The organism is Bradyrhizobium sp. BR 1432 (assembly GCF_051547705.1).
GTDB classification, from domain to species: Bacteria; Pseudomonadota; Alphaproteobacteria; order Rhizobiales; family Xanthobacteraceae; genus Bradyrhizobium; species Bradyrhizobium zhanjiangense.
Genome location: NZ_JBPUGF010000003.1, coordinates 4,259,950 through 4,281,249, shown reverse-complemented (window position 1 = coordinate 4,281,249; position 21,300 = coordinate 4,259,950). Strand labels below are relative to the sequence as shown.

Below are 21,300 nucleotides of genomic sequence, written 5' to 3'. Positions count from 1 at the left end.
GTGGATGAGCTGTGGACAGGCTGTCGAGAGTTGTGTGGTCAGGAAGAGGATGCTCTCGGACGGGCGAGCTGGACAGGCCTGGGGAAAGGCAGTGGAGAACCAAGGGGCAATTGCGGGAAGAGTCCGTGGATAGCCGCCGTACAAGCTGCGGATAACCTGTGGAGACCGCTTGAGAACCACGCGTAGCAAAAATGACCTCGCCCGCCAGGGGGCACCCCCTCGCGGGCGTTGGGTCAAAAACAGCTTATGAAGAAAAGTGGCCCCGGCTGGGAGATGGGAGGCGGAAATTACTTCAAAGAGGTGCTAATCGAACCGAACTTCTCGTTCATCGGGCTGCCCAGGCTGTTCACCACGGTGATGATCGCGAGCGCGATACCGGCTGCGATCAGACCGTATTCGATCGCAGTTGCACCGGACTCGTCCGACCAGAATTTGCCAGCCGCGACTTATGCTGAAAGAAAATTGGGAACAAAAGTTCCAAAAATGAACCCGACGGAACCCTAGGATGCAGCCCTCCCCTACCCATCGCGCCAGCTTCTCGATCGGCAGCGAGACCGCCGCCAGGCGTGTCGTCGACGTGCTCACCGAGGTGTTTTTCGAGGGGGATGCGGCGGTCGCCGCCTTCGAGCGGCCGGACGGTCAATGGGACGTCACGCTGCATTTTGCCGCCGCGCCGGACCAGGCATGGCTGCGCGAACTCGTTGCAACTTCGGCAGGAAACGAGATCGCGGAGACGCTCGCCTTCGATATCGTCGAGGCCAAGGACTGGGTCAAAGCGAGCCTGGAAGACCTCGTGCCGGTCCCGGCCGGCCGTTTCGTCGTGCACGGCAGCCATGACCGCGACCGGGTGGCGGCGAACAAGCTCAAGATCGAGATCGAGGCGGCGCTTGCCTTCGGCACCGGCCACCACGGCACCACCCGCGGCTGTTTACTGCTGCTTGACCATGTCCTGAAAAGCGCGCGGCCGAGGCGCGTGCTCGACCTCGGCACCGGGACCGGCGTGCTGGCGATCGCCGCGGCCAAGGCGTTGCATCGCGCAGTGCTTGCCTCCGACATCGACCCACCCTCGGTGCGGGTGGCGACCGAGAATGCGGCGCTGAATGACGTTGGTAACCATGTGCGGGTGATCCGTGCCACCGGCTTCGCCGCACCGGATTTTGGCAAATGCGGTCCGTTCGACCTGGTGTTGGCCAACATCCTTGCCAATCCCTTGCGGCAATTGGCGAGCCCGATGGCGCGACATCTCGCGCCCGGCGGGCGCCTCATCCTCTCCGGCCTGTTGACGCATCAGGCCCCCGCCGTGATCGCCGCCTACCGCGCGCGCGGCCTCGTGCCGCTGCGGCATCTGCGGATCGAGGGATGGAGCAGTTTGTTGCTGCGGAAGATGGGGTGAGTGCAGCCGCGATGGCGCTGCGCTCCCTCGCCCCGCTTGCGGGGAGAGGGTTGGGGTGAGGGGGAGTCTCCGCGGGGACGGTGAGAGTTGGACTCGCGGAGAGTCCCCCTCACCCGGATCGCATCTCCGATGCGATCCGACCTCTCCCCGCAAGCGGGGCGAGGTGAAGGCCAGCGTTCGCCGCGCTACTCCGCTGGCTTCTCGACCTTGCGCCTCGTGCGCTCATCCCGCAACGTCCGCCTCGCGCGGCGCTCGGCGAAACGATCGATCATCTGGCTGATGAGGCCGCGCGGCTTCTTCGGTGTCGCCACAGTCGGGGCGCGGCGCACCGGCGGCGAAATCTTCTCAAATGTGAACGATGGCATCGTGTGTCCCCTCGCCGTTGAGATGAACCACTTGCTCGAATTTCCCTGTTGTCCGGACGAAGCGCAACTGCCGCACCCTTTACTCCACTCAATTCGAATGGAACTATTTCAAGCACAGTCCATGCCAGATGCGACGCAAATGCGTCTAGATTGCGGACTGATCCTCATGATCCTAAAGTGATCCACCATGTTCGAAGCGCACTTCCAGACATTCGAGGAGCCCGAGGCCGGCGTCGCATTGGCGGCGCGCCTTGCTGCACTCCGCGAAGAACTCGCCCGCCGCAAGCTGACCGGATTCGTGATCCCCCGCGCCGACCAGCAGCAGAATGAGTATGTGCCGCCGTCGGAAGAGCGGCTCGCCTGGCTGACCGGCTTCACTGGATCAGCTGGATTGGCGGTGGTCCTGACCCAGGAGGCTGCGATCTTCGTCGACGGCCGCTATACGCTCCAGGCCGCCAAGCAGGTGGATGCGAAGGCCTGGGCGGTGGAATTGCTGATCGATCCGCCGCCGGAGAACTGGGTGTCGGCACACTTGAAGCCCGGCGACCGCCTCGGATTTGATCCGTGGCTGCACACTTCTTCAGCAGCCGAGCGCTTGTCCGCCGCCTGCGCCAAGGCCGGCGCTGAACTCGTTGCGGTCGACAGCAATCCGGTCGACGCGATTTGGCACGATCGACCGCAGCCTCCTCTCGCGCCGGTGACCGTGCACGGAATGCAACATGCCGGCCTCACTGAAGCCGACAAGCTGACACAGATCAGAGGCGAAATCGCCAAGCTCGGCGTCGATGCGCTGGTGGTGTCGGACAGCCATGCCGCGGCCTGGACCTTCAACATCCGTGGCGCCGACGTCGCGCATACGCCGCTGCCGCTGTCCTACGCGCTGGTGCCGAAGGACGGACGGCCGACGATCTTCATCGACCACCGCAAGCTCTCCAACCTCACGCGCGACCATCTCGAACAGTCCGCCGACGTGCGCGAACCCGATGCGATGGCGCCGACGCTGATGGCGCTGGCCAAGAGCGGCGCCGCAATCGCGCTCGACAATGCCACGGCGGCCGACGCGCTCAGCCGGCTGATTGCAGGCGCTGGCGGCAAGCCGGTGCGCGGCAGCGACCCGATTGCGCTGCTCAAGGCGGTGAAGAACGCGACCGAGATCAAGGGCACGAAGACCGCACATGTGCGCGACGCCGTGGCGCTGGCGCGCTTCCTCGCGTGGATCGATCGCGAGGCGGGAAGCGGCAAGCTCACCGAGATCGACGCGGTCGAGGCGCTGGAGACGTTCCGCCGCGACACCGGCGCGTTGAAGGACGTTTCGTTCCCGACCATCTCGGGCACCGGTCCGAACGGCGCCATCGTGCACTACCGCGTCACCCGCAAGAGCAACCGGCGGATCGCACCCGGCGACCTGCTGCTGATCGATTCCGGCGCGCAATATGAAGACGGCACCACCGACGTCACCCGCACCATGGCCGTGGGCGAGCCGACGGCGGAGATGCGCGACCGCTTCACCCGCGTGCTGCGCGGCCACATCGCGATTGCACGCGCGGTCTTCCCCGACGGCACCACCGGCGCGCAGCTCGACACGCTGGCGCGGCAATATCTCTGGGCCGCCGGCGTCGATTTCGAGCACGGCACCGGCCACGGCGTCGGCAGCTATCTCTCGGTGCATGAGGGGCCGGCGCGGATCTCGAAGCTCGGCACCACGCCGCTCAAGCGCGGCATGATCCTGTCCAACGAGCCCGGCTACTACAAGACCGATGGCTTCGGCATCCGCATCGAGAACCTCGAGCTGGTGGTCGCCCTCGACATCAACGGTGCCGAGAAGCCGATGAATGCGTTCGAGACGCTGACGCTGGCACCGATCGACCGCCGGCTGATCGATGTGACGATGCTGAGCCGCGATGAGCTCGACTGGCTCAATGCGTATCATGTGCGGGTCAGGGCCGAGGTGCGGCCGGCGCTTGATGAAGCGACGAAGGCCTGGCTCGATCAGGCAACGGCGGAGCTGAAGCCGTAAGTTCGGTGCGCATGGCGCTAGGCGATTTGCGCAACGCTGCCTGCTCCACTACAGCCGTTCCCCCGCGAAGGCGGGCATCCAGTACGCCGTAGCCTCTCCGCATACGACATCTGCCTCTGGAATACTGGATTCCCCGCTTTCGCGGGGAATGGCAGCGGAGGCCGGGGCGGTCATCGCGCCATCATCGTAACCATCCCGGAATCCGTATAGCCGCATTCCGAAACGCCGATATCGGTCTTGCACGAGCGCGCTACAGTCGATTCGAATTCGAAAGACGGATACGCATGCACGGCATGATCAGCAAGCCGCCGGGAGCGGCGACAAACCTCGCGACGTCGCGCTTGGTGCTCCTGCTCTTGGTGGTCATGACCGGGATCGCGCCGATCTCGCTCTACATGCTGGTTCCGGCACTGCCGGTGCTGGCGACGAATTTCGGCAGCGACATCTCGATCGCGCAGATGACAGTGTCGCTCTACATGGTCGGCATCGCGCTGTCGCAGCTCATCATGGGGCCGCTATCGGACCGGTTCGGCCGGCGCCCGGTGCTGCTTGGAGGGCTGGCGCTGATGATCGCGGCCAGCGTCGCCTGCATCTTCGCGCAAAACCTGCCGCAGCTGATCGCCGCGCGTTTCTTCCAGGCGCTGGGCGGAGCCGCCGGCATGGTGGTAAGCCGCGCCATCATCCGCGACATCTATGAACGCGATCGCGTCGCCTCGATGATCAGCCTCGTGGTCGCCGCCCTGATGATCGGACAGATGGTCTCCCCGCTCACCGGCGGCCTGATCGAGACCGCGTTCGGCTGGCGCGCGATCTTCTACGCCATCACGATCGCCGCGATCATTGTCGCTGTCGGCATCGCGGTCAAGCTGCCGGAGACGCGCCGCAGCCGCGCCGCCGGCAGCGGCTTCCGCGGCGACGTCGGCATCCTGATCCGCAACCGCGCCTTCGTCGGTTACGTGATGTGCCAGGTGCTGGCCTCGCAGATCATCTTGACCTTCGCCGGCGGCGGTCCCTACATCGTGGTGACGCAGATGGGCCGCAGCAGCGCCGAATATGGCGCATGGTTCGCGACCTCGGGCTTTGCGTTCCTCGTCGGCAATCTGCTCTGCGTGCGCTTTGCGCCGCGGCACTCGCTGGAGAAGCTGATCTGGTTCGGGCTTGCCCTCCAGCTCTGCGGCAGCCTGCTGAACCTGATATGGAGCTTCGCCGGCTGGAACGAAGCGCCCGGCTGGCTGTTCGGCACGCAGATGATCGTGATGGCTGGCAACGCCTTCGTGATGGCGAATTCAGCCGCCGGCGCCATCAGCATCCGTCCCGAAGCCGCCGGCACCGCGTCCGGCGCAATGGGCTTCCTCCAACAGGGCATCGGCGCACTGATGTCGCAATTCGGCGCCTATCTCGGCGGCCACTCCACGACCACGCTGCCGCTGACCTCGGCGGTCCTCGCGATCTCGCTGCTCTGCGCCTGCACGATGATGTTCGTCGTCCCCCGCCGCGAGGTCATGGTCAGCGAGAAGCTGATCGAGCAGGCGGAGGAGGAAGAGACGGGGATGATGTGACGGGGCGCGCGGTGGGCCTTCCCCTCTCCCCTTGCGGGAGAGGGTGGCTCGCCGCGATAGCGGCGAGACGGGTGAGGGGTTCTCTCCACACAGATCACTCTCAGCCGAGTTTGTGGATGCAACCCCTCATCCGGCGCTTCGCGCCAGCTTACTCCCACAAGGGGAGAAGGAAGAAAAACCCTCACTCCCCGATCAGCTTCAGCCACTCGTCCTCGGTCAGTACCTTGACACCGTGCTTGTTGGCTTCGGCGAGTTTCGAGCCGGCGCCGGGGCCGGCCACGACGAGATCGGTCTTCTTCGACACCGATCCCGACACCTTTGCACCCAGCCGCTCCGCGGTTGCCTTGGCCTCGTCCCGCGTCATCTTCTCCAGCGAGCCGGTGAACACCACGGTCTTGCCGGCGACGGCGGAGTTGCTCTTCGGCTTCTCGGCGTCGACGATCTCGACTTCCCTGGTCAGCCGCTCGACGATGCCGCGATTGTGGCTCTCGCCGAAATAGTCGGCGATGCTCTTGATGACGGTGTCGCCGATCTGGTCGAGCGCGTCCATGTCCGTCATCGCCTCCTCGTCGCCCTTGGCAACCTTGAGGCAGGCGTCGTGAAAGGCGTCCCAGGAGCCGTAGCCGCGCGCCAGCGCCAGCGCCGTGGTCTCGCCGACATGGCGCATGCCGAGCGCATAGACGAAGCGCTCCAGCGCGATTTTGCGCCGGCTCTCGATGGCGCCGAACAGATTTCGCACCGACGTTACGCCGTAGCCCTCGATCTGTTCGAGCTTGAGTTTTGAGTTGCGCTCCTCCAGCGTGAAGATGTCAGCAGGCTCCTTCACCCACCCCTCATCGAAGAAATACTGGAGCTGCTTCTCCCCCAAGCCGTCGATGTCGAAGGCGCGGCGCGAGACGAACAGCTTGAGGTGCTCGATCTTCTGATAGGGACAGGCGAACTCGCCGGTACAGCGGGCGCGCGAGCCCTCCTCGCCGGTCGCCGTCTCCTCACGCGTGACGTCGGTGTGCAGTGGACACGGGCACTTCTTCGGAAAGTGAAATTCCTTGGCGGTCTTCGGCCGCTTGTCGAGGACGACGTCGACCACCTGCGGGATGACGTCGCCCGCGCGCTGAATCACCACCGTGTCGCCGATGCGGATGTCGCGGCCCTCGCGCAGCACCTCGCCCTTGTTGCCGATGCCCTTGATGTAGTCCTCATTGTGCAGCGTGACGTTCTGCACGATCACGCCCCCGACGCCGACCGGTTCGAGCTTGCCGACCGGCGTGAACGAGCCGGTGCGGCCGACCTGGATTTCGATGTCGCGCAGCACCGTCATGGCACGCTCGGCCGGGAATTTGTGCGCGATGCCCCAGCGCGGCGTGCGCGAGACGAAGCCGAGCCGCTCCTGCCAGTCGATCCGGTCGACCTTGTAGACGACGCCATCGATGTCGTAGTCGAGCCTTGCGCGCTGCTCTTCGATCGAGTGATGGAACGCGAGCAGCTCCTCGATCGAGTGACACAGCTTGGTCAGCGGATTGGTCTTGAAGCCGCAACGCTCGAACCAGCCGATCATGCCGCTCTGCGTGCCCTCGGGCATCGCGCTCATCTCGCCCCAGGCATAGGCAAAGAAACCGAGGGGGCGCGAGGCGGTGATGGTCGGATCCTTCTGCCGCAAAGAGCCTGCGGCCGAGTTGCGCGGATTGGCGAAGATGGTGCCGCCTTCGGCTTTCTGTCGCTCGTTCAGCGCCAGAAACGCCCTCTTGGTCATGTAGACCTCGCCGCGCACCTCGCAGATATCGGGGACGTTGCGGCCCTTCAGCTTCTGCGGCACATCTTCGAGCGTGCGGATGTTGGCGGTGACATCCTCGCCTACCGCGCCGTCGCCGCGCGTCGCGGCCGTGATGAGTTCACCGCCCTCATAGCGCAGCGACATCGACAGGCCGTCGATCTTGGGTTCGGCGGAGAAATTGACCTGATCGTCGCCGAGCTTCAGGAAGCGTGCGATGCGGCCCACGAAGTCGCGCACGTCCTCTTCGGCAAAGGCGTTGTCGAGCGACAGCATCGGGAGGGCGTGCCGGACCTTCCTGAAGCGGCCCGACGGCGCCGCGCCGACCTTCTGCGACGGCGACTCCGCGCTGACGAACTCCGGAAAGCGCTTTTCGATGGCGTTGAGGCGCTGCCGCAACGCATCGTATTCGGCGTCGGTAACGGTGGGCGCGTCCTCTTGATAGTAGCGCTCGTTGTGCCCCTCGATCTCGAGCGCCAGCCGCTTGTGCTCGACCTTAGCCTGCGCCTGAGCGAGATCGGCGACGTCGCGAGGCGGTGTTGCTTTGGATTTTGCTGCTCTGGCCATGGTGCTTGGATACGACGGAGCGGGCGGGAGGGTAAAGGTGGTTACGTTTGCGTGCCCCGGGCGCAGCGCAGCGCTTCTTCGGCGGTGCGCTGCAGAGCCGGGGCCCATGCGCGGCATTCCGGGTCCCGGCTCTTCGGCCGGGACAAGAGAGCGTCAAGCCGTCGCCGCCTTGAGCAGCCGTTCTGCGGCTGCCCTGGCTTCCGCCGTGATTTCGGCACCGGCCAGCATGCGCGCGATCTCCTCGCGGCGGTGGTCGGCGGCCAGTGCATTGACGCGGGTGGCGACGCGCTTGCCCTTGTCGAGGGCGTCCTTGGAGATCAAGAGATGCTGGTCGGCGCGGGCGGCGACCTGCGGGGCGTGGGTCACGGCCATCACCTGCACCTTGCCGGCAAGCCGCGCCAGTCGCCCGCCGATGGCATCGGCGACCGCACCGCCGACGCCGGTGTCGATCTCGTCGAACACCAGGGTCGGCGCCGAGCCGCGGTCGGACAGCACGACCTTGAGCGCCAGCAGGAAACGCGAGAGCTCGCCGCCCGAGGCGACCTTCATCATGGGCCCCGGCTTGGTGCCCGGGTTGGTCTGCACCCAGAACTCGACGCGATCGAAACCCTGCGGCCCCGGCGCGGCCTCGTCGGTCTCGACCTGGGTCATGAATTTTGCGCGTTCGAGCTTGAGCGGGGCGAGCTCGGCGTTGACGGCCTTGTTGAGCTTCTCCGCCGATTTCTGCCGCGCCAGCGACAATTTCTTGGCGGCGGCCGCATAGCGGCTATCTGCCTCGATCGCGGCCTGCTCCAGCTTCTTCAGCCGCGAGGCGCCGGCATCGATCAGCACGACGTCGGCGGCATATTTGGCGGCAAGCGCGGCGAGGCCATCCACCGGCGTCGAATATTTACGTGACGCCGCACGCAAAGCAAAAAGCCGCTCCTCGATGCGTTCGAGCTCGGCGGGATCGAAATCGGTTGCGGCCAAGGCCGCCTGGAGATGCTGGTCGGCCTCCTCCAGCGCGTTGATCGCGGCGTCGATCGCCTTCACCGCCGGCTCGACCAGCGCCGGCGAGTTGACGCCGCGCCGTTCCAGCCGGCGCACTGCGGCCGACAGCGCCGCGACCGGCGAATGATTGCCGCCAACCGCCTCCTGCGCCTCGCGCAAATCGGAAGCGATCTTCTCGCCCTGCATCATGGTGGTGCGGCGCGAAGCCAGCGAGGTCTCTTCGCCGTCCTTGGGCGCGAGCTGCTTCAGCTCGTCGGAGGCGTGGCGCAGATAATCGGCCTCACGCGCGGCGCGCTCCATGCCGGCGCGATGCTCCTCAAGCTCGGTATTGGCGGTGCGGCGGGCGTCCCAGAGCGCTTCCACGGCGGCGACGTCCTTTTCGAGGCCGGAAAAGGCGTCGAGCAGGCGACGATGGGTGGCGGCATCGACCAGCGCGCGCTCATCGTGCTGGCCATGGATCTCGACCAGGGCGGCACCGACCGCCTTCAGCGTCTGCACGCTGATCGACTGGTCGTTGATGAAGGCGCGGGTGCGGCCGTCGGCGAGCTGCACGCGGCGGAGAATCATCTCACCGGTGTCGTCCAGGCCGTTCTCGGCCAGGATCTTCGTCGCGGGGTGATTCTCGGGGACATCGAACATGGCGGTGACCTGCCCCTGCTCCGCACCGTGGCGCACGAGGCCGGCGTCGCCGCGGCCGCCGAGCGCCAGTGCAAAGGCATCGAGCAGGATGGATTTGCCCGCACCGGTCTCGCCGGTCAAAACCGCAAGGCCGGTGGCGAATTCGATATCGAGCCGTTCGATCAGGACGATGTCACGGATCGACAGACGCGCCAGCATGGAACCAAATTTCCTAGCCGAGACCCATTTTCTTGAAGGTCCGGCTGATCCAAGACCCCTGATTCTCGCTCGGTTCGAGACCGCCGGATTTTACAAGATTATAGGCGTCCTTGTACCAGCGGCTGTCAGGAAAATTGTGCCCGAGCACGGCCGCCGCGGTCTGCGCCTCGCCGACGATGCCGATCGCCATATAGGCCTCGGTGAGCCGGAACAGCGCCTCCTCGACATGGCGGGTGGTCTGGTACTGCGTGACGACGGTCTTGTAGCGGTTGATCGCCGCCGTGTAGTCGCGCTTCTGCGCGTAGTAGCGGCCGACATTCATTTCCTTGCCGGCGAGCTGGTCGCGCGCACCCTCGATCTTGGCCTTGGCCGAGGTGGCATATTCCGAGTTCGGATATTTGCGCACCACCTCTTCCAGCGCGGCGATCGCCTTCTCGGTGCGGGCCTGGTCGCGGCTGATGTCCGGGATCTGGTCGTAATGCGAGGCGGCGATCAGGTATTGCGCATAGGCCGCATCCGGGCTGCCGGGATGCAGCGTGACATAGCGGGTGGCAGCGCCGATGCAGCCGTCATAGTCGCCGCCCTGGTAGGACGCATAAGCGGACATCAGCAGCGATTTGCGAGCCCACTCGGAATAAGGATGCTGGCGGTCGACCTCTTCGAATTTCTTGTTCGCCGCCTTCATGTCCTTCTTCTCGTTCATGAGGTACAGGCCCTCATTGTAGATCTTGTCGGCGGGCTCCTCGACGAAGGTGTCGTCCTTGGCGGTGAACTTGTCCCAGAGCGAGCCGGTGCCACAGCCGGCCAGCGGCAGCGCGAGCAGGATGAAGGTGACGGCGTGAAGCAGGCCGCGGGCTCGAGACGAGACCGGGAGATATCCGCGCGTCATACGCTGTGCCGACATGAGTTTTGCCTTGACGCCCTGTGATGCGGTGCCCGCCAGCCCATGAACCCCGTCATGGGCGCGAAATGTGACCGTGGTGCCTGCCATGCGACCACGCCGATCTATCCGAAAAACGATCTTTAACGAACCGGATAGGCAGGCATTTCGCCCGGATTAAGGCGAAACTGCCGCAATGCTAGTCGATCATGGTTACCAGGAATTTCCCGAGGGCAGTCGCGACCCGCACCCTGCGACAACAGGTCCGTCAGGACACGTCCGGCCCGTAGGCCGCGGCGATCCGGCCGCCGACGATGCCGCGACCAACTTCGCCCTGGGGACGCGTGGTGCGGCGTGCCGCTTCGCCCTCGACCACCCGCCAAGCGGTACGGTCGGCCAGCAGCGCGGTCAGGACGGCGTGGTTGAGCTTGTGGCCGCCACGCACCGAGCGGTAAGCGCCAAGCAGCGGCAGGCCGGCCAGCGCGAGGTCGCCGATCACGTCCAGCACCTTGTGGCGGGCACATTCGTCGGCGTAGCGCAGGCCCTCAGTGTTGAGCAGCCGCTCATCGTCGAACACGACGGTGTTGTCGAAGGAGGCGCCGAGGGCATAGCCGGCGCTCCAGAGCCGCGCGACATCGCCCATCAGGCCGAAAGTCCGGGCGCGGCCGACTTCGCGGCGGAAACGCTCGGCGCTGAGGTCGAAAGCGTAGCTCTGCTGGCCGATGACGGGGTTGGTGAAGTCGATTTCGACCTCAGCGCGGAACCCGTTGGCGTAGGGCCTGATCTCGCCGAAGGAATTGCCGATCTTGACCGAGATCGGCTTCAAAATCTGAATGAAGCGGCGCTGGGCCGATTGGGTGACGATGCCGGCCTGGTCGATCGCCGCAATGAAGGCGGCGGCGCTGCCGTCCATGATCGGCACTTCGGGCCCGTCGATCTCGATCGTGGCGTTGTCGACACCCATGCCCCGCAGTGCAGCGAGCACGTGCTCGGCGGTGGAGACCAGCGGGCCGTCGCGATCGCCGAGGACGGTGGCGAAGTCGGTCGCAATCACCTGCTCGGCGGTAGCCTGAACTTCGCGGTCACTTCCCTCAAGTCCAGTGCGGACAAAAATAAAACCTGCGTCGACAGGCGCAGGCCCAAGCGTGAGAGTGACGGGAAGACCGGAATGAACGCCTACGCCTGCCACGGAGGCTTGCGCATGAAGCGTTGTTTGCCGGCTAAATTTCATCAGGAACCGCCCCACTACGACCACTGCGACTTATACGAGACCCGCCTGGCCGGTCAGTGCCGACGTCCCGCGAATCCGTATCCCCAAGTCACGGCAAACCATAGTCACTGCCCCAAACAGCGCCAACTCACGCTTTTTTACCGATTGTTACCCCAAACCTGCCGTATTCGCGCCAAGGCTTAACCAAATTGCGCCGAGGTTTGGGGCCGTCATCGGCAGTTTTACTGAACCACCGAATGCGTAATTAATGATTTAAAATCAGTTGCTTGGCTGTGCAATCCGGATATGCACGGGACCAAAGGAAAGGTCCGGCAAGCTTATTGCCGGGACCCTTTTTCGCCTGCCTTATTGTAACAATCCTCAGGTCGCCTGCCGCCGCAGGAAGGCCGGGATATCAAGATGGTCGTCTCCCTGTGGCGCCGGCGCAACAGGCGCGGGGCGGCCATGCATGTCCAGGCCCTGCGGCGCGGGACGGCGGGCATACTCCGATACCGGCTCCGTAGCCGCGATCTGCTGCGCCACGGTCTTCTGCGGCCGGCGATCGGGCAGCGGCGGCATCGCGGGACCGGCGGTGCGAGCGGCGATCGGCGCTTCGCTCTCCTCGTCGCGACGGCCGAGGCCGACATTGGCGAGACGCTGGAGCAGCGACAGGCGGGTCTTCTGCGGGGTCTCTTCCTCGACCTCGCCACGGGCCTGGCGAAGCTCGGCCTGGGCCGGCATCGGCAGTTCCTCGATGCGTGGCATCCGCGGCGCACGGACCGGTGCACGCTCGGCCTGCGGCGGGATGAAGGTTTCCGGCGTCATCGGCTCCTGCATGGCGAGCGGGGCCTGCTCGGGCTCCGGGAACAGGGTCGGCTTCTGCGCGATCGGGCGCACGGTGACATCGCCGTAGGTCTGCATCGGCGCGGGCGCCTGCGGGACGTCCGCGACGGCGGCGGCGATGGCGGCGAGCGCAGCACGCTCGACGTTCGGACGGGGCGCCGCAGCGGCCGGAGCCGGCGCGGCCGCCGGGACCTGCCCCTCCAGCTTCTGGGCGCGTTCGGCCAGACGCTGATTGTCGGCACGGAGCCGCGCGGTCAGGTCGGCGAGACGGCTCTCGGCAGCAGCGGCCGGAGCGGCAGCCTGCTGCGCCTGCGGTGCCGGGTTCGCGACGGGAGCGGAGGTCGCCTGGCTGTTGCGGGCGATCGCGGCCTGCTCGATGCCCGTGGCAACGACCGAGACGCGGATCAGGCCGTTCGAGGGCTTCGTCGAAGGTCGCGCCGACGATGATGTTGGCGTCCTGGTCGACTTCCTCGCGGATGCGGGTCGCGGCTTCGTCGACCTCGAACAAAGTGAGGTCCTTGCCGCCGGTGATGGAAATGAGGAGGCCCTTGGCGCCCTTCATCGAGCTATCGTCGATCAGCGGATTGGCGATCGCAGCTTCCGCGGCGGTCAGCGCGCGCTTGTCGCCGGAGGCTTCGCCGGTGCCCATCATCGCCTTGCCCATCTCACGCATGACGGCGCGGACATCGGCGAAGTCGAGATTGATCAGGCCTTCCTTGACCATCAGGTCGGTGATGCAGGCAACGCCCGAATAGAGCACCTGGTCGGCCATCGCGAACGCGTCGGCGAAGGTGGTCTTCTCGTTGGCGACCCGGAACAGGTTCTGGTTCGGGATGATCAGGAGGGTGTCGACCACCTTGTGAAGCTCGTTGATACCGGCTTCAGCGGTGCGCATGCGGCGGCCGCCCTCGAAGTGGAACGGCTTGGTGACGACGCCGACGGTGAGGATGCCCATGTCGCGCGCCGTCTTGGCGATGACGGGGGCAGCGCCGGTGCCGGTGCCGCCGCCCATGCCGGCGGTGACGAACACCATGTTGGCGCCGGAGAGATGGTCGCGCAGCTCGTCGATCACCTCTTCCGCCGCCGCGGCGCCGACATTCGGCTGCGAGCCGGCGCCGAGGCCTTGCGTGACCGCGGTGCCCATCTGCACGATGCGCTGCGCCTTCGACATCGTCAGCGCCTGCGCGTCGGTGTTGGCGACCACGAAGTCGACGCCCTGGAGGCCCGCGGTGATCATGTTGTTGACGGCGTTGCCGCCGGCGCCGCCGACGCCGAACACGGTGATCCGGGGCTTCAGTTCGTGAATATCAGGAACATTGATGCTGATGGTCATGGTTGCTGCCTCTCGATCACGCGCGCGTGGGTTCGCCCCGGCCGGCGGCCGCGGGAGTTGGTGAAAATGGACAATTGCGGAAAGCGGTCATCAGAAGCCCTCGCGTAGCCATCGTCCGACCTTTCCAAAATATCCGCCGGTCCCTGTCTTGACCTGCTGCCGCGTATGCCGCGGTTCGACATGTTCGAGGTGAACATATTGCGGGTAGACGAGAAGTCCGGCCGGCACCGCGAACGCGGCGTTCTTCGCCTCGTTGGGCAGCCGGCCGAAACCGAGCGGACGTCCGACCCGCACGGGCCGGCCGAGAATTTGGGTGCCGAGTTCGACGAGGCCGGTCAGCTGCGAAGCGCCGCCCGAGAGCACGACGCGGCCGTTGGGCTCTGAGGCGAAGGGCGAATCCTTCAGCTTGTCCCGAACCATTTCGAAGACTTCCTCGGCACGGTGCTTGACGATGTTGGCGATAGTGGCGCGGGAGACGATCTGCGGCAGATCCTGCTCGTCACCGGCTGTCGGCACAGACATCAGCTCACGCGAGTCCGATCCGCCGGTGATGACGGTCCCGTATAAAGTCTTGATTCGCTCGGCATCGGCAATGGTCGCGGAGAGTCCGCGTGCGAGATCCATCGTGATGTGTTGCCCGCCGACCGCAAAACCCGCCGCATGCACGAAACGGCCGCCGGAATAGACCGCGATCGTGGTGGTGCCGGCACCCATCTCGACGACGGCGGCGCCGAGATCGGCCTCGTCGTCGGTCAGCACCGACAGGCCGGCCACATAGGGGCTCGCGGCCATGGCTTCGACGTTGATGTGGCAGCGTTCCACCGCCAGCATCAGGTTCCGTGCCACGGTGGCGTCGCAGGTGACGACGTTCATGTCGACGCCGAACTGGTGCGCAACCATGCCGCGGGGATCGCGGATGCCTTCGACGCCATCGAGCGTGTAGCCGACCGGCAGGGCGTGCAGCACGGTGCGGCCTTCGCCGGTGGCATGGCGCATGCCGGTGGAGGTGACGCGGCTGACGTCGGCCTGAGTCACGGCGCCGCCGCGGATGTCGGCGGCGGCTTCGACCAGCTGGCCGGAGAGCCGGCCACCGGACACGGACAGCAGCACGGACTCGACCCGCACCTTGGCCATCTTCTCCGCGAGCCCGACGGCCTGGCGCACCGCCTGCTCACATTCGGTAAGATCGATCACCGCGCCGGCTTTCATGCCGCGCGACTGGATCTGGCTGTAGCCGATCAATTCCACCGCGTGGGTGCGGCCGCGCAACGCGTCGCTCGGCGGCGACGGCTTCAGCCGCGCGATCATGCAGGCGATCTTGCTGGTGCCGATATCGAGGCAGGCGACGATGCCGCCGCGCTTGTGCGGCATCGGGCGTGTCTTCGGCGTCTGGGTGCGATCGAGACCGGTCATGCGGAATCCCCGGCCTTCTTTTTCTTCTTGTCCTTGAACTGCTCCTCGCGCGCTTTGGCGGCGTCGTCGGACAGCTGCACCACCAGACGATCGGGCAGGCGCATGTCGACGGCGACGATGTCGCGGGAGAACAGCCTATCGTCCTTGTCGAGCTTGGACAGCATCGCAAGGGCGTTGCCGACATCCTGCTCGGGCAGGCGGATGTCGAGGCCGTCCTTGAGCCTCAGGTTCCAGCGCCGCTCGCCGACGAAGATCGCGGCTTTCGTCACCGAATTGACCTGCGGATAACGCGCCAGCAGGGCGAGGAAATCGCGAGCCTGGGTGTCGGCGCCCTTGCCGACCACGAGCGGCAACGACAGGAAGCGGCGGGAGACATAGGGTTCGAGCACGGCGCCGTCATCGGCGATCACGGAGAGCCGGCCGGCCTCTTGCCACAGCGCGAACGCCTTGCGCTCGGTGAGCTCGATCATCAGCTGGCCCGGATAGAGCTTCAGCACGGTTGCGTCCGCGATCCAGGGATTGGCCTTGAGCTTGTCGCGCACCGCGTCGGCGTCGAGGAACAGCAGCGAAGAGCGGCCGCTGACGCCGCCGATCGCGAGGATCTCGTCCTGGGTGAGCTGCTTGCGGCCGTTGATCACGACGGAGGTGATGCGGAAGCCGGCGGAATTGGCCAGCGCGTTGCGGGCGTCGTTGACCGCGGTGATGAAATCCTGGAGATGGCCGCCCTTGACGATGCCGAAGCCGCAGCTTCCGATCAGGAGCAGCACGGTCATGCTGATCCCGACCCGGTGCGGCAGATAGCGCTCGACCAGCGCGACCATGCGCGGCGGCGGTTCGCGCTCGACGATGGCCCTGGCCTTGGTCTTGGCCTTGTCCTTGGCGGCGGCGCGCGCCTCGGCGCGCTTGTCCTGCACCCACTCGCGCAGAAGCACGACCGCTCCGATAGCGGCCGCCTTCAGGTCAGCTTGGGGCCTCAGCGATCTCAGAAACGACCGGGTGAGGCTTCCTGCACCATCCATTGCACGAGCTCGTCAACAAGTTCGGCCGCGACATCGCGCGGGTCCTGGCGAACATGACGTCTCGGACTTGCCGGGCCGGGTGCTGGTCTTCAGCAGAAGAAAACCTCTCCCCTTCAAAGCGTTCGCTGGAGGTGACATCACCGCAAACAGCTCACGCGCCGGCAGCCAAAGCGCCATATGCGCCGCCAGCGTTAACCTTCGGACGTCCTGGTAAACAAAAGGTAAAATTCGTTAACGCGGGATGCTTTTTGCCCCGCGATATCTGGCATTTATGCCGCGATATCCGGCATTTTACCGGTTTTGGACCCCAAATCGGACCGTTTCGGCCTTTCGGCCGTTAACCAGTCCTAATTATTTCCGGGCCCGCTGCTCGGCGAGTTCGATCAGGCCACGCAGGAAGTCGACGAACGCTATGCCCTCGGCCTTCAGCGCCTTGGGGTAGAGCGAAGAGTTCGTCAGCCCGGGGAGCGTGTTGGTTTCGAGATAAACGAGGCCCCTGTCCGAGACGATGAAGTCCGAGCGGGAATAGCCGGCACAGGACATCGCCCGATGCGCCGCCATCGCCTGCCCCTTCAGCGCGGCGGTGATCTCGGGTGCGAAACGGCCGGGGCAGATCTCCTGGTCGACTTCAAAAGATATTTTGCGGCGTAGTCGAAATTGCCCTCGCCCGGAATGATCTCGATCGGCGGCAGCGCGATGATCGAGCCATCGGTGCGCTCCAGCACGCCGCAGGTCGCCTCGACGCCGGCGACGTAGGGCTCGATGACGTACTCCTCGTGCTTCGCCGCGTTGCGGACGGCGACGAGATCCTGCTTGGCGTTGACGAAGATCAGGCCGTAGCTTGATCCGTCCCGCGCTGGCTTTGCGATCAGCCGACCATATTCGGCGAAAGCCTCGTCAATGTTGTCGAGCGCGACGTTTGCCGGCGGCGTCACGCCGCCGAGCGCGGCGAAGTGCTTGGCCGCGATCTTGTCGAAGGCGAGATGCGAGGAGGCCGAGCCCGATCCGGTGAAGGCCACGCCGCGCGCCTCGCACATCACCTGCAATTCGCCGTTCTCGGCGCGCCCGCCATGCAGGCCGAGCACCAGCACGCGGCCTTCCGCCTTGGCCTGGTCGAGCGCCTGCGCCAGCGGAATGCCACGCGTGCCGGGCTTGAACTCGTCCTCGAACGGACGGGCATGTTCGAGCAGTTGTTTCGACTGCACGACATGCACCTTGTCCTCGACGTCCCACCACCACAGATCGGCCTCGGGCAACGCCTGATGCAGCGCCTGGGCTGAGGCGACCGAAACCAGACGCTCGCGGTTGGAGCCGCCGAAAAGGATGGTGATGCGCATGTTCATAGTCCGCAATCTCTCCAGTTCGTCATTCTGGGGCTCGCGAAGCGAGAGCCCGGAATCCATTCATCCACGAACACTGCCGCCCGATGGATTCTCCGATGCGCAATTGCGCATCGTAGCTCTCGCTTCGCGAGCCCCGGAATGACGGTGATCATGAAACCCCGATCCGCTTGATTTCCCAGTGTAGCTCAATTCCGGAATTCGCTTTCACGCGTTCGCGCACCGTCTCGCCCAGCGTCTCGATATCGTGCGCGGTGGCGTCGCCCGTGTTGATCAGGAAATTGCAGTGCATCTCCGAGACCTGCGCACCGCCGACGCGCAGGCCGCGGCAGCCGGCAGCATCAATCAGCTTCCAGGCGGAATGGCCGGGCGGGTTCTTGAAGGTCGAGCCGCCGGTCTTCTCGCGGATCGGCTGCGCGGTCTCGCGATGGGTCTGCACCTCCGCCATGCGCGCGCGGATCGCATCGCTATCCCTGATCTCGCCGCGAAAGCGCGCGGAGGTGAAGATGATGGAGGGATCGACGCCACTGTTGCGGTAGACGAACTTCATGTCAGCGTTGGAGAACACGTGCTTGCTGCCGTCGCGCGCGACGCCCCTCGCCTCGATCAGGACGTCCTTGGTCTCCCCGCCATTGGCGCCCGCATTCATGCGCAGCGCCCCGCCGATCGTGCCGGGAATGCCGAAATAGAACTCGAGCCCGCCGATATTGGCGGACACCGCAACTTCCGCCACGCGCTTGTCGAGCGCCGCCGCGCCCGCGGTGACGACATCGCCGCTCGCGCTCGTCTCGCCGAAGGCGCGCGGTGCGAGACGAATCACCACGCCCGCAATGCCGCCGTCGCGCACGATGAGGTTGGAGCCGACGCCGACGACATAGACGGGAATGTCGGACGCGAGATGCGCGAGGAAGTAGGCGAGGTCGTCTTCGTCAGCCGGGGTGAACAGCACCTGTGCCGGACCGCCGACGCGAAACCAGGTGAGCTCGGCGAGCGACTGGTTGGCGAGCAGCCGACCGCGAAGATCGGGCATCGCGGCTTTGAGCGAAGGGGTGATGTCGGGGAAGCTCACCGCCCTACCCCAGCGCCTTCAATTCGTCCGGCAACGCATACGCCCATTGCGTGATGTTGCCGGCCCCCAGGCACACGACGAGGTCGCCTGGCTTCGCCAATCCCTTGACGATGCCCGCGAGCGCCGAGGCCGCCGGCAGCGGGATCACCTCGCGATGGCCGTGGGCGCGCAGGCCCGCGACGAAATGATCGCGGTCGACGCCCGCGATCGGCACTTCGCCGGCGGCATAGACTTCGGCGACTACAACCGCGTCCGCATCGTTGAAGCAGGTGCAGAATTCCTCGAACAGCGATTGCAGGCGGGTGTAGCGATGCGGCTGCACCACGGCGATCACCTTGCCGGTGTAGGAATCGCGCGCCGCTTTCAGCACGGCCGCGATCTCCACGGGATGATGGCCGTAATCGTCGATCACGGTGACGCCGTTCCACTCGCCGGTCTTGGTGAAGCGCCGCTTGACGCCGCCGAAGCCTGCGATGGCGCCGCGGATCTTGTCGTCGGAAACACCGAGCGTGTGCGCGACCGCGATCGCCGCCGTCGCGTTCGAGGCGTTGTGCCGGCCCGGCATCGGCAGCGCGAGGTCGGCGATCTCGTGCACGGCCCCGCTCTTGCGATCGCGGATGACGACCTTGAATTTCGAGCCGCCGCCGCCCGCCGTGAGGTCGACCAGCCGCGCGTCCGCCTGCGGATTCTCGCCGTAAGTGATGATGCGACGATCCTCGATCTTGCCGACGAGGCTCTGCACCACGGGATGATCGATGCACATCACGGCGAAGCCGTAGAACGGCAGATTCTCGACGAAATGGCGGAACGCATCCTGCACGGCATCGAAGGTCTTGAAATGATCGAGATGCTCGGGGTCGACATTGGTGACGATCGCGACATCGGTCGGCAGCTTCAGGAACGTACCGTCACTCTCGTCGGCTTCCACCACCATCCAGTCGCCGGCGCCGAGCCGCGCGTTGGAGCCGTAGGCATTGATGATGCCGCCGTTGATCACGGTGGGATCGAGACCGCCGGCGTCGAGCAGCGTTGCGACCATCGTGGTCGTCGTGGTCTTGCCGTGGGTGCCGGCGATCGCGACGCAGCTCTTCAGCCGCATCAGCTCGGCCAGCATCTCGGCGCGACGCACCACGGGAATGCGCCGTTCGCGCGCCGCCATTAATTCCGGATTGTCGCGCTTGATCGCGGTAGAGACCACAACGACCTCGGCGCCGTCGACGTTCTCCGCCTTGTGGCCGACCGAGACCTTCGCGCCCTTCTTGCGCAGCCGGTCGAGATTGTAATTGTCGGCGGCGTCGGAGCCCTGCACGGCATAGCCGAGATTGACCAGCACCTCGGCGATGCCGCTCATGCCGATTCCGCCGATCCCGACGAAGTGGATGGGTCCGATCTCGCGCGGCAGTCTCATACTCTGTTCCCTGACCTCGCCGCCCCCGAAGGCGGCATCTGGCGAAGGTCACGGCCAAATCAGCCGCGCGCCTTTCCTACTGGATGCCCCGCTTTAGAAGGCGATGACAAGGGCTTTTTCGCGTCAGATTCCCGCGACTTTGACCACGAGATCCGCCAGCCGCTCGGCCGCGTCGAGCCGGCCGGCGCCGCGGGCGGCTTCGGCCATGGCGGCAAGACGCGCCGGCTCGGCGGCGAAGGTGGAGATTTCGGCGGCAAGGCGGTCCGAGCTGAACTCGGTCTGCGGGATGCGGATGGCGCCATCGACCTTGACCAGCACGCCGGCATTGGCGAACTGATCCTGGTCGATCGAGCCCGGCAGCGGCACCAGGATCGAGGGCCGCCCGATCGCGGCAAGCTCGGCGACCGTGCCCGCGCCGGAGCGCGACACCACCAGATGGTTGGAGGCAAGCCGTGCCGGCAAATCCGTGAAGAAGGGTGCGAGCTCGACTCTGATCTTGAGCTTGTCGTAGACCGCGCGCACGCGGCTCTTGTCCTCTTCGCGCACCTGCTGGGTCAGGACGAGGCGGCTCCACAGCGCCGGCTCGAGCCGCTCGATCGCGCCCGGCACGATATCGGCCATGATGCGCGCGCCCTGACTGCCGCCGACGACGAGCAAGCGGAGCGGACCGTTCACTTCAGGCGTGATATACTTTACCGCAGCGGCCGCGAGGATCGCCGGCCGCATCGGCGTGCCGACGGTCGTGGTCTTAGCCGATAGCGCCGGATCGCGGTCGAGCACGCCGGGCAAGGACGTCGCGATGGCGCGGACACGGCTCGACAGGAACCGGTTGGCGCGGCCGAGTACGGCGTTGGCGTCGTGGATGATCCCGGGCACGCCGGCGAATTTCGCCGCGACCAGCGGCGGCAGCGTCGGATAGCCGCCGAAGCCGACGACAGCGACAGGCTTCAATCGCTTGATCAGAGCGTAGGCAGAGAGCGTGCCGACGGCGAGCGTGAGGCCGGCATAGGCAAGCTGGAACGGATTGCGGCCGCGCGCAGTCTCGCTCGAGACGACGTCGATCATGTCCTTGCTGAACAGCCCGCTATAGCGCAGCGCGCGCTCGTCGGTGACGAGGCGGACGCGAAAGCCGCGCCGGATCAATTCGACGCCGAGCGCCTCGGCCGGAAACAGATGACCGCCGGTGCCGCCCGCGGCGAGAAGAATCAGGGGGGACGTGTCCATGACGGAGGGTTTTACAAGGTCTTTCTCGTTATTGCGAGCGAAGCGAAGCAATCCAGACTACCTCC

At 65.7% G+C, this 21,300-nt stretch carries 13 protein-coding genes and 3 pseudogenes; 3 read left to right on the top strand and 13 right to left on the bottom strand.

Annotated features, from left to right (window positions below):
• Positions 1–287: 287 nt before the first annotated feature.
• Positions 288–434 (bottom strand): annotated as a pseudogene (locus ACSKB8_RS20580) (Flp family type IVb pilin); the annotation flags it as partial.
• A 71-nt stretch (positions 435–505) separates the two neighbouring features.
• Between ACSKB8_RS20580 and ACSKB8_RS20575 the strand changes: the two are divergent.
• On the top strand, positions 506–1,393 hold the full coding sequence (locus ACSKB8_RS20575) for a 50S ribosomal protein L11 methyltransferase (RefSeq protein WP_438106007.1): 888 nt from the start codon (positions 506–508) through the stop codon (positions 1,391–1,393).
• 185 nt (positions 1,394–1,578) lie between these two features.
• Here the strand turns inward: ACSKB8_RS20575 and ACSKB8_RS20570 are convergent, their stop codons facing one another.
• A complete protein-coding gene (locus ACSKB8_RS20570; protein WP_438106005.1) occupies positions 1,579–1,758 on the bottom strand; it encodes a hypothetical protein in 180 nt (59 codons plus the stop codon).
• A 187-nt stretch (positions 1,759–1,945) separates the two neighbouring features.
• Between ACSKB8_RS20570 and ACSKB8_RS20565 the strand changes: the two genes are divergently transcribed.
• A complete protein-coding gene (locus ACSKB8_RS20565; protein ID WP_438106003.1) occupies positions 1,946–3,775 on the top strand; it encodes an aminopeptidase P family protein in 1,830 nt (609 codons plus the stop codon).
• A 284-nt stretch (positions 3,776–4,059) separates the two neighbouring features.
• Positions 4,060–5,334: a multidrug effflux MFS transporter gene (locus ACSKB8_RS20560; RefSeq protein WP_438106001.1), complete on the top strand. Its 1,275-nt coding sequence runs from the start codon at positions 4,060–4,062 to the stop codon at positions 5,332–5,334.
• A gap of 181 nt (positions 5,335–5,515) precedes the next feature.
• Here ACSKB8_RS20560 and ligA read toward each other — a convergent pair whose 3' ends face one another.
• From ligA to murG, 11 genes and pseudogenes are all read right to left on the bottom strand, one after another.
• Positions 5,516–7,669, bottom strand: coding sequence for an NAD-dependent DNA ligase LigA (gene ligA, locus ACSKB8_RS20555; protein ID WP_438105999.1), 2,154 nt, complete (start codon positions 7,667–7,669; stop codon positions 5,516–5,518).
• 153 nt (positions 7,670–7,822) lie between these two features.
• Positions 7,823–9,496: a DNA repair protein RecN gene (gene recN, locus ACSKB8_RS20550; protein ID WP_438105997.1), complete on the bottom strand. Its 1,674-nt coding sequence runs from the start codon at positions 9,494–9,496 to the stop codon at positions 7,823–7,825.
• A 13-nt stretch (positions 9,497–9,509) separates the two neighbouring features.
• Entirely contained in the window at positions 9,510–10,400 is an 891-nt protein-coding gene (locus tag ACSKB8_RS20545; protein WP_091880315.1) for an outer membrane protein assembly factor BamD, read from the bottom strand.
• 244 nt (positions 10,401–10,644) lie between these two features.
• A complete protein-coding gene (gene lpxC / locus ACSKB8_RS20540) occupies positions 10,645–11,607 on the bottom strand; it encodes a UDP-3-O-acyl-N-acetylglucosamine deacetylase (protein WP_438105995.1) in 963 nt (320 codons plus the stop codon).
• A 360-nt stretch (positions 11,608–11,967) separates the two neighbouring features.
• A pseudogene (gene ftsZ / locus ACSKB8_RS20535) lies at positions 11,968–13,762 on the bottom strand (cell division protein FtsZ).
• A gap of 90 nt (positions 13,763–13,852) precedes the next feature.
• Positions 13,853–15,175, bottom strand: a complete 1,323-nt coding sequence (ftsA, locus tag ACSKB8_RS20530) for a cell division protein FtsA (RefSeq protein WP_438105993.1) — start codon at positions 15,173–15,175, stop codon at positions 13,853–13,855.
• A complete protein-coding gene (locus ACSKB8_RS20525) occupies positions 15,172–16,194 on the bottom strand; it encodes a cell division protein FtsQ/DivIB (protein WP_438105991.1) in 1,023 nt (340 codons plus the stop codon). Before ACSKB8_RS20525 ends, ftsA begins: the two co-directional genes overlap by 4 nt.
• A gap of 351 nt (positions 16,195–16,545) precedes the next feature.
• A pseudogene (locus tag ACSKB8_RS20520) lies at positions 16,546–17,531 on the bottom strand (D-alanine--D-alanine ligase family protein).
• 154 nt (positions 17,532–17,685) lie between these two features.
• On the bottom strand, positions 17,686–18,603 hold the full coding sequence (gene murB, locus ACSKB8_RS20515) for a UDP-N-acetylmuramate dehydrogenase (protein WP_438105990.1): 918 nt from the start codon (positions 18,601–18,603) through the stop codon (positions 17,686–17,688).
• Positions 18,604–18,607: 4 nt separating this feature from the next.
• Complete coding sequence (murC, locus tag ACSKB8_RS20510) at positions 18,608–20,011, bottom strand: UDP-N-acetylmuramate--L-alanine ligase (protein WP_438105988.1); 1,404 nt, start codon at positions 20,009–20,011, stop codon at positions 18,608–18,610.
• 123 nt (positions 20,012–20,134) lie between these two features.
• Positions 20,135–21,235 (bottom strand): undecaprenyldiphospho-muramoylpentapeptide beta-N-acetylglucosaminyltransferase, encoded by a 1,101-nt coding sequence (gene murG, locus ACSKB8_RS20505; protein ID WP_438105986.1) that lies wholly within the window; start codon positions 21,233–21,235, stop codon positions 20,135–20,137.
• Positions 21,236–21,300: the final 65 nt, after the last annotated feature.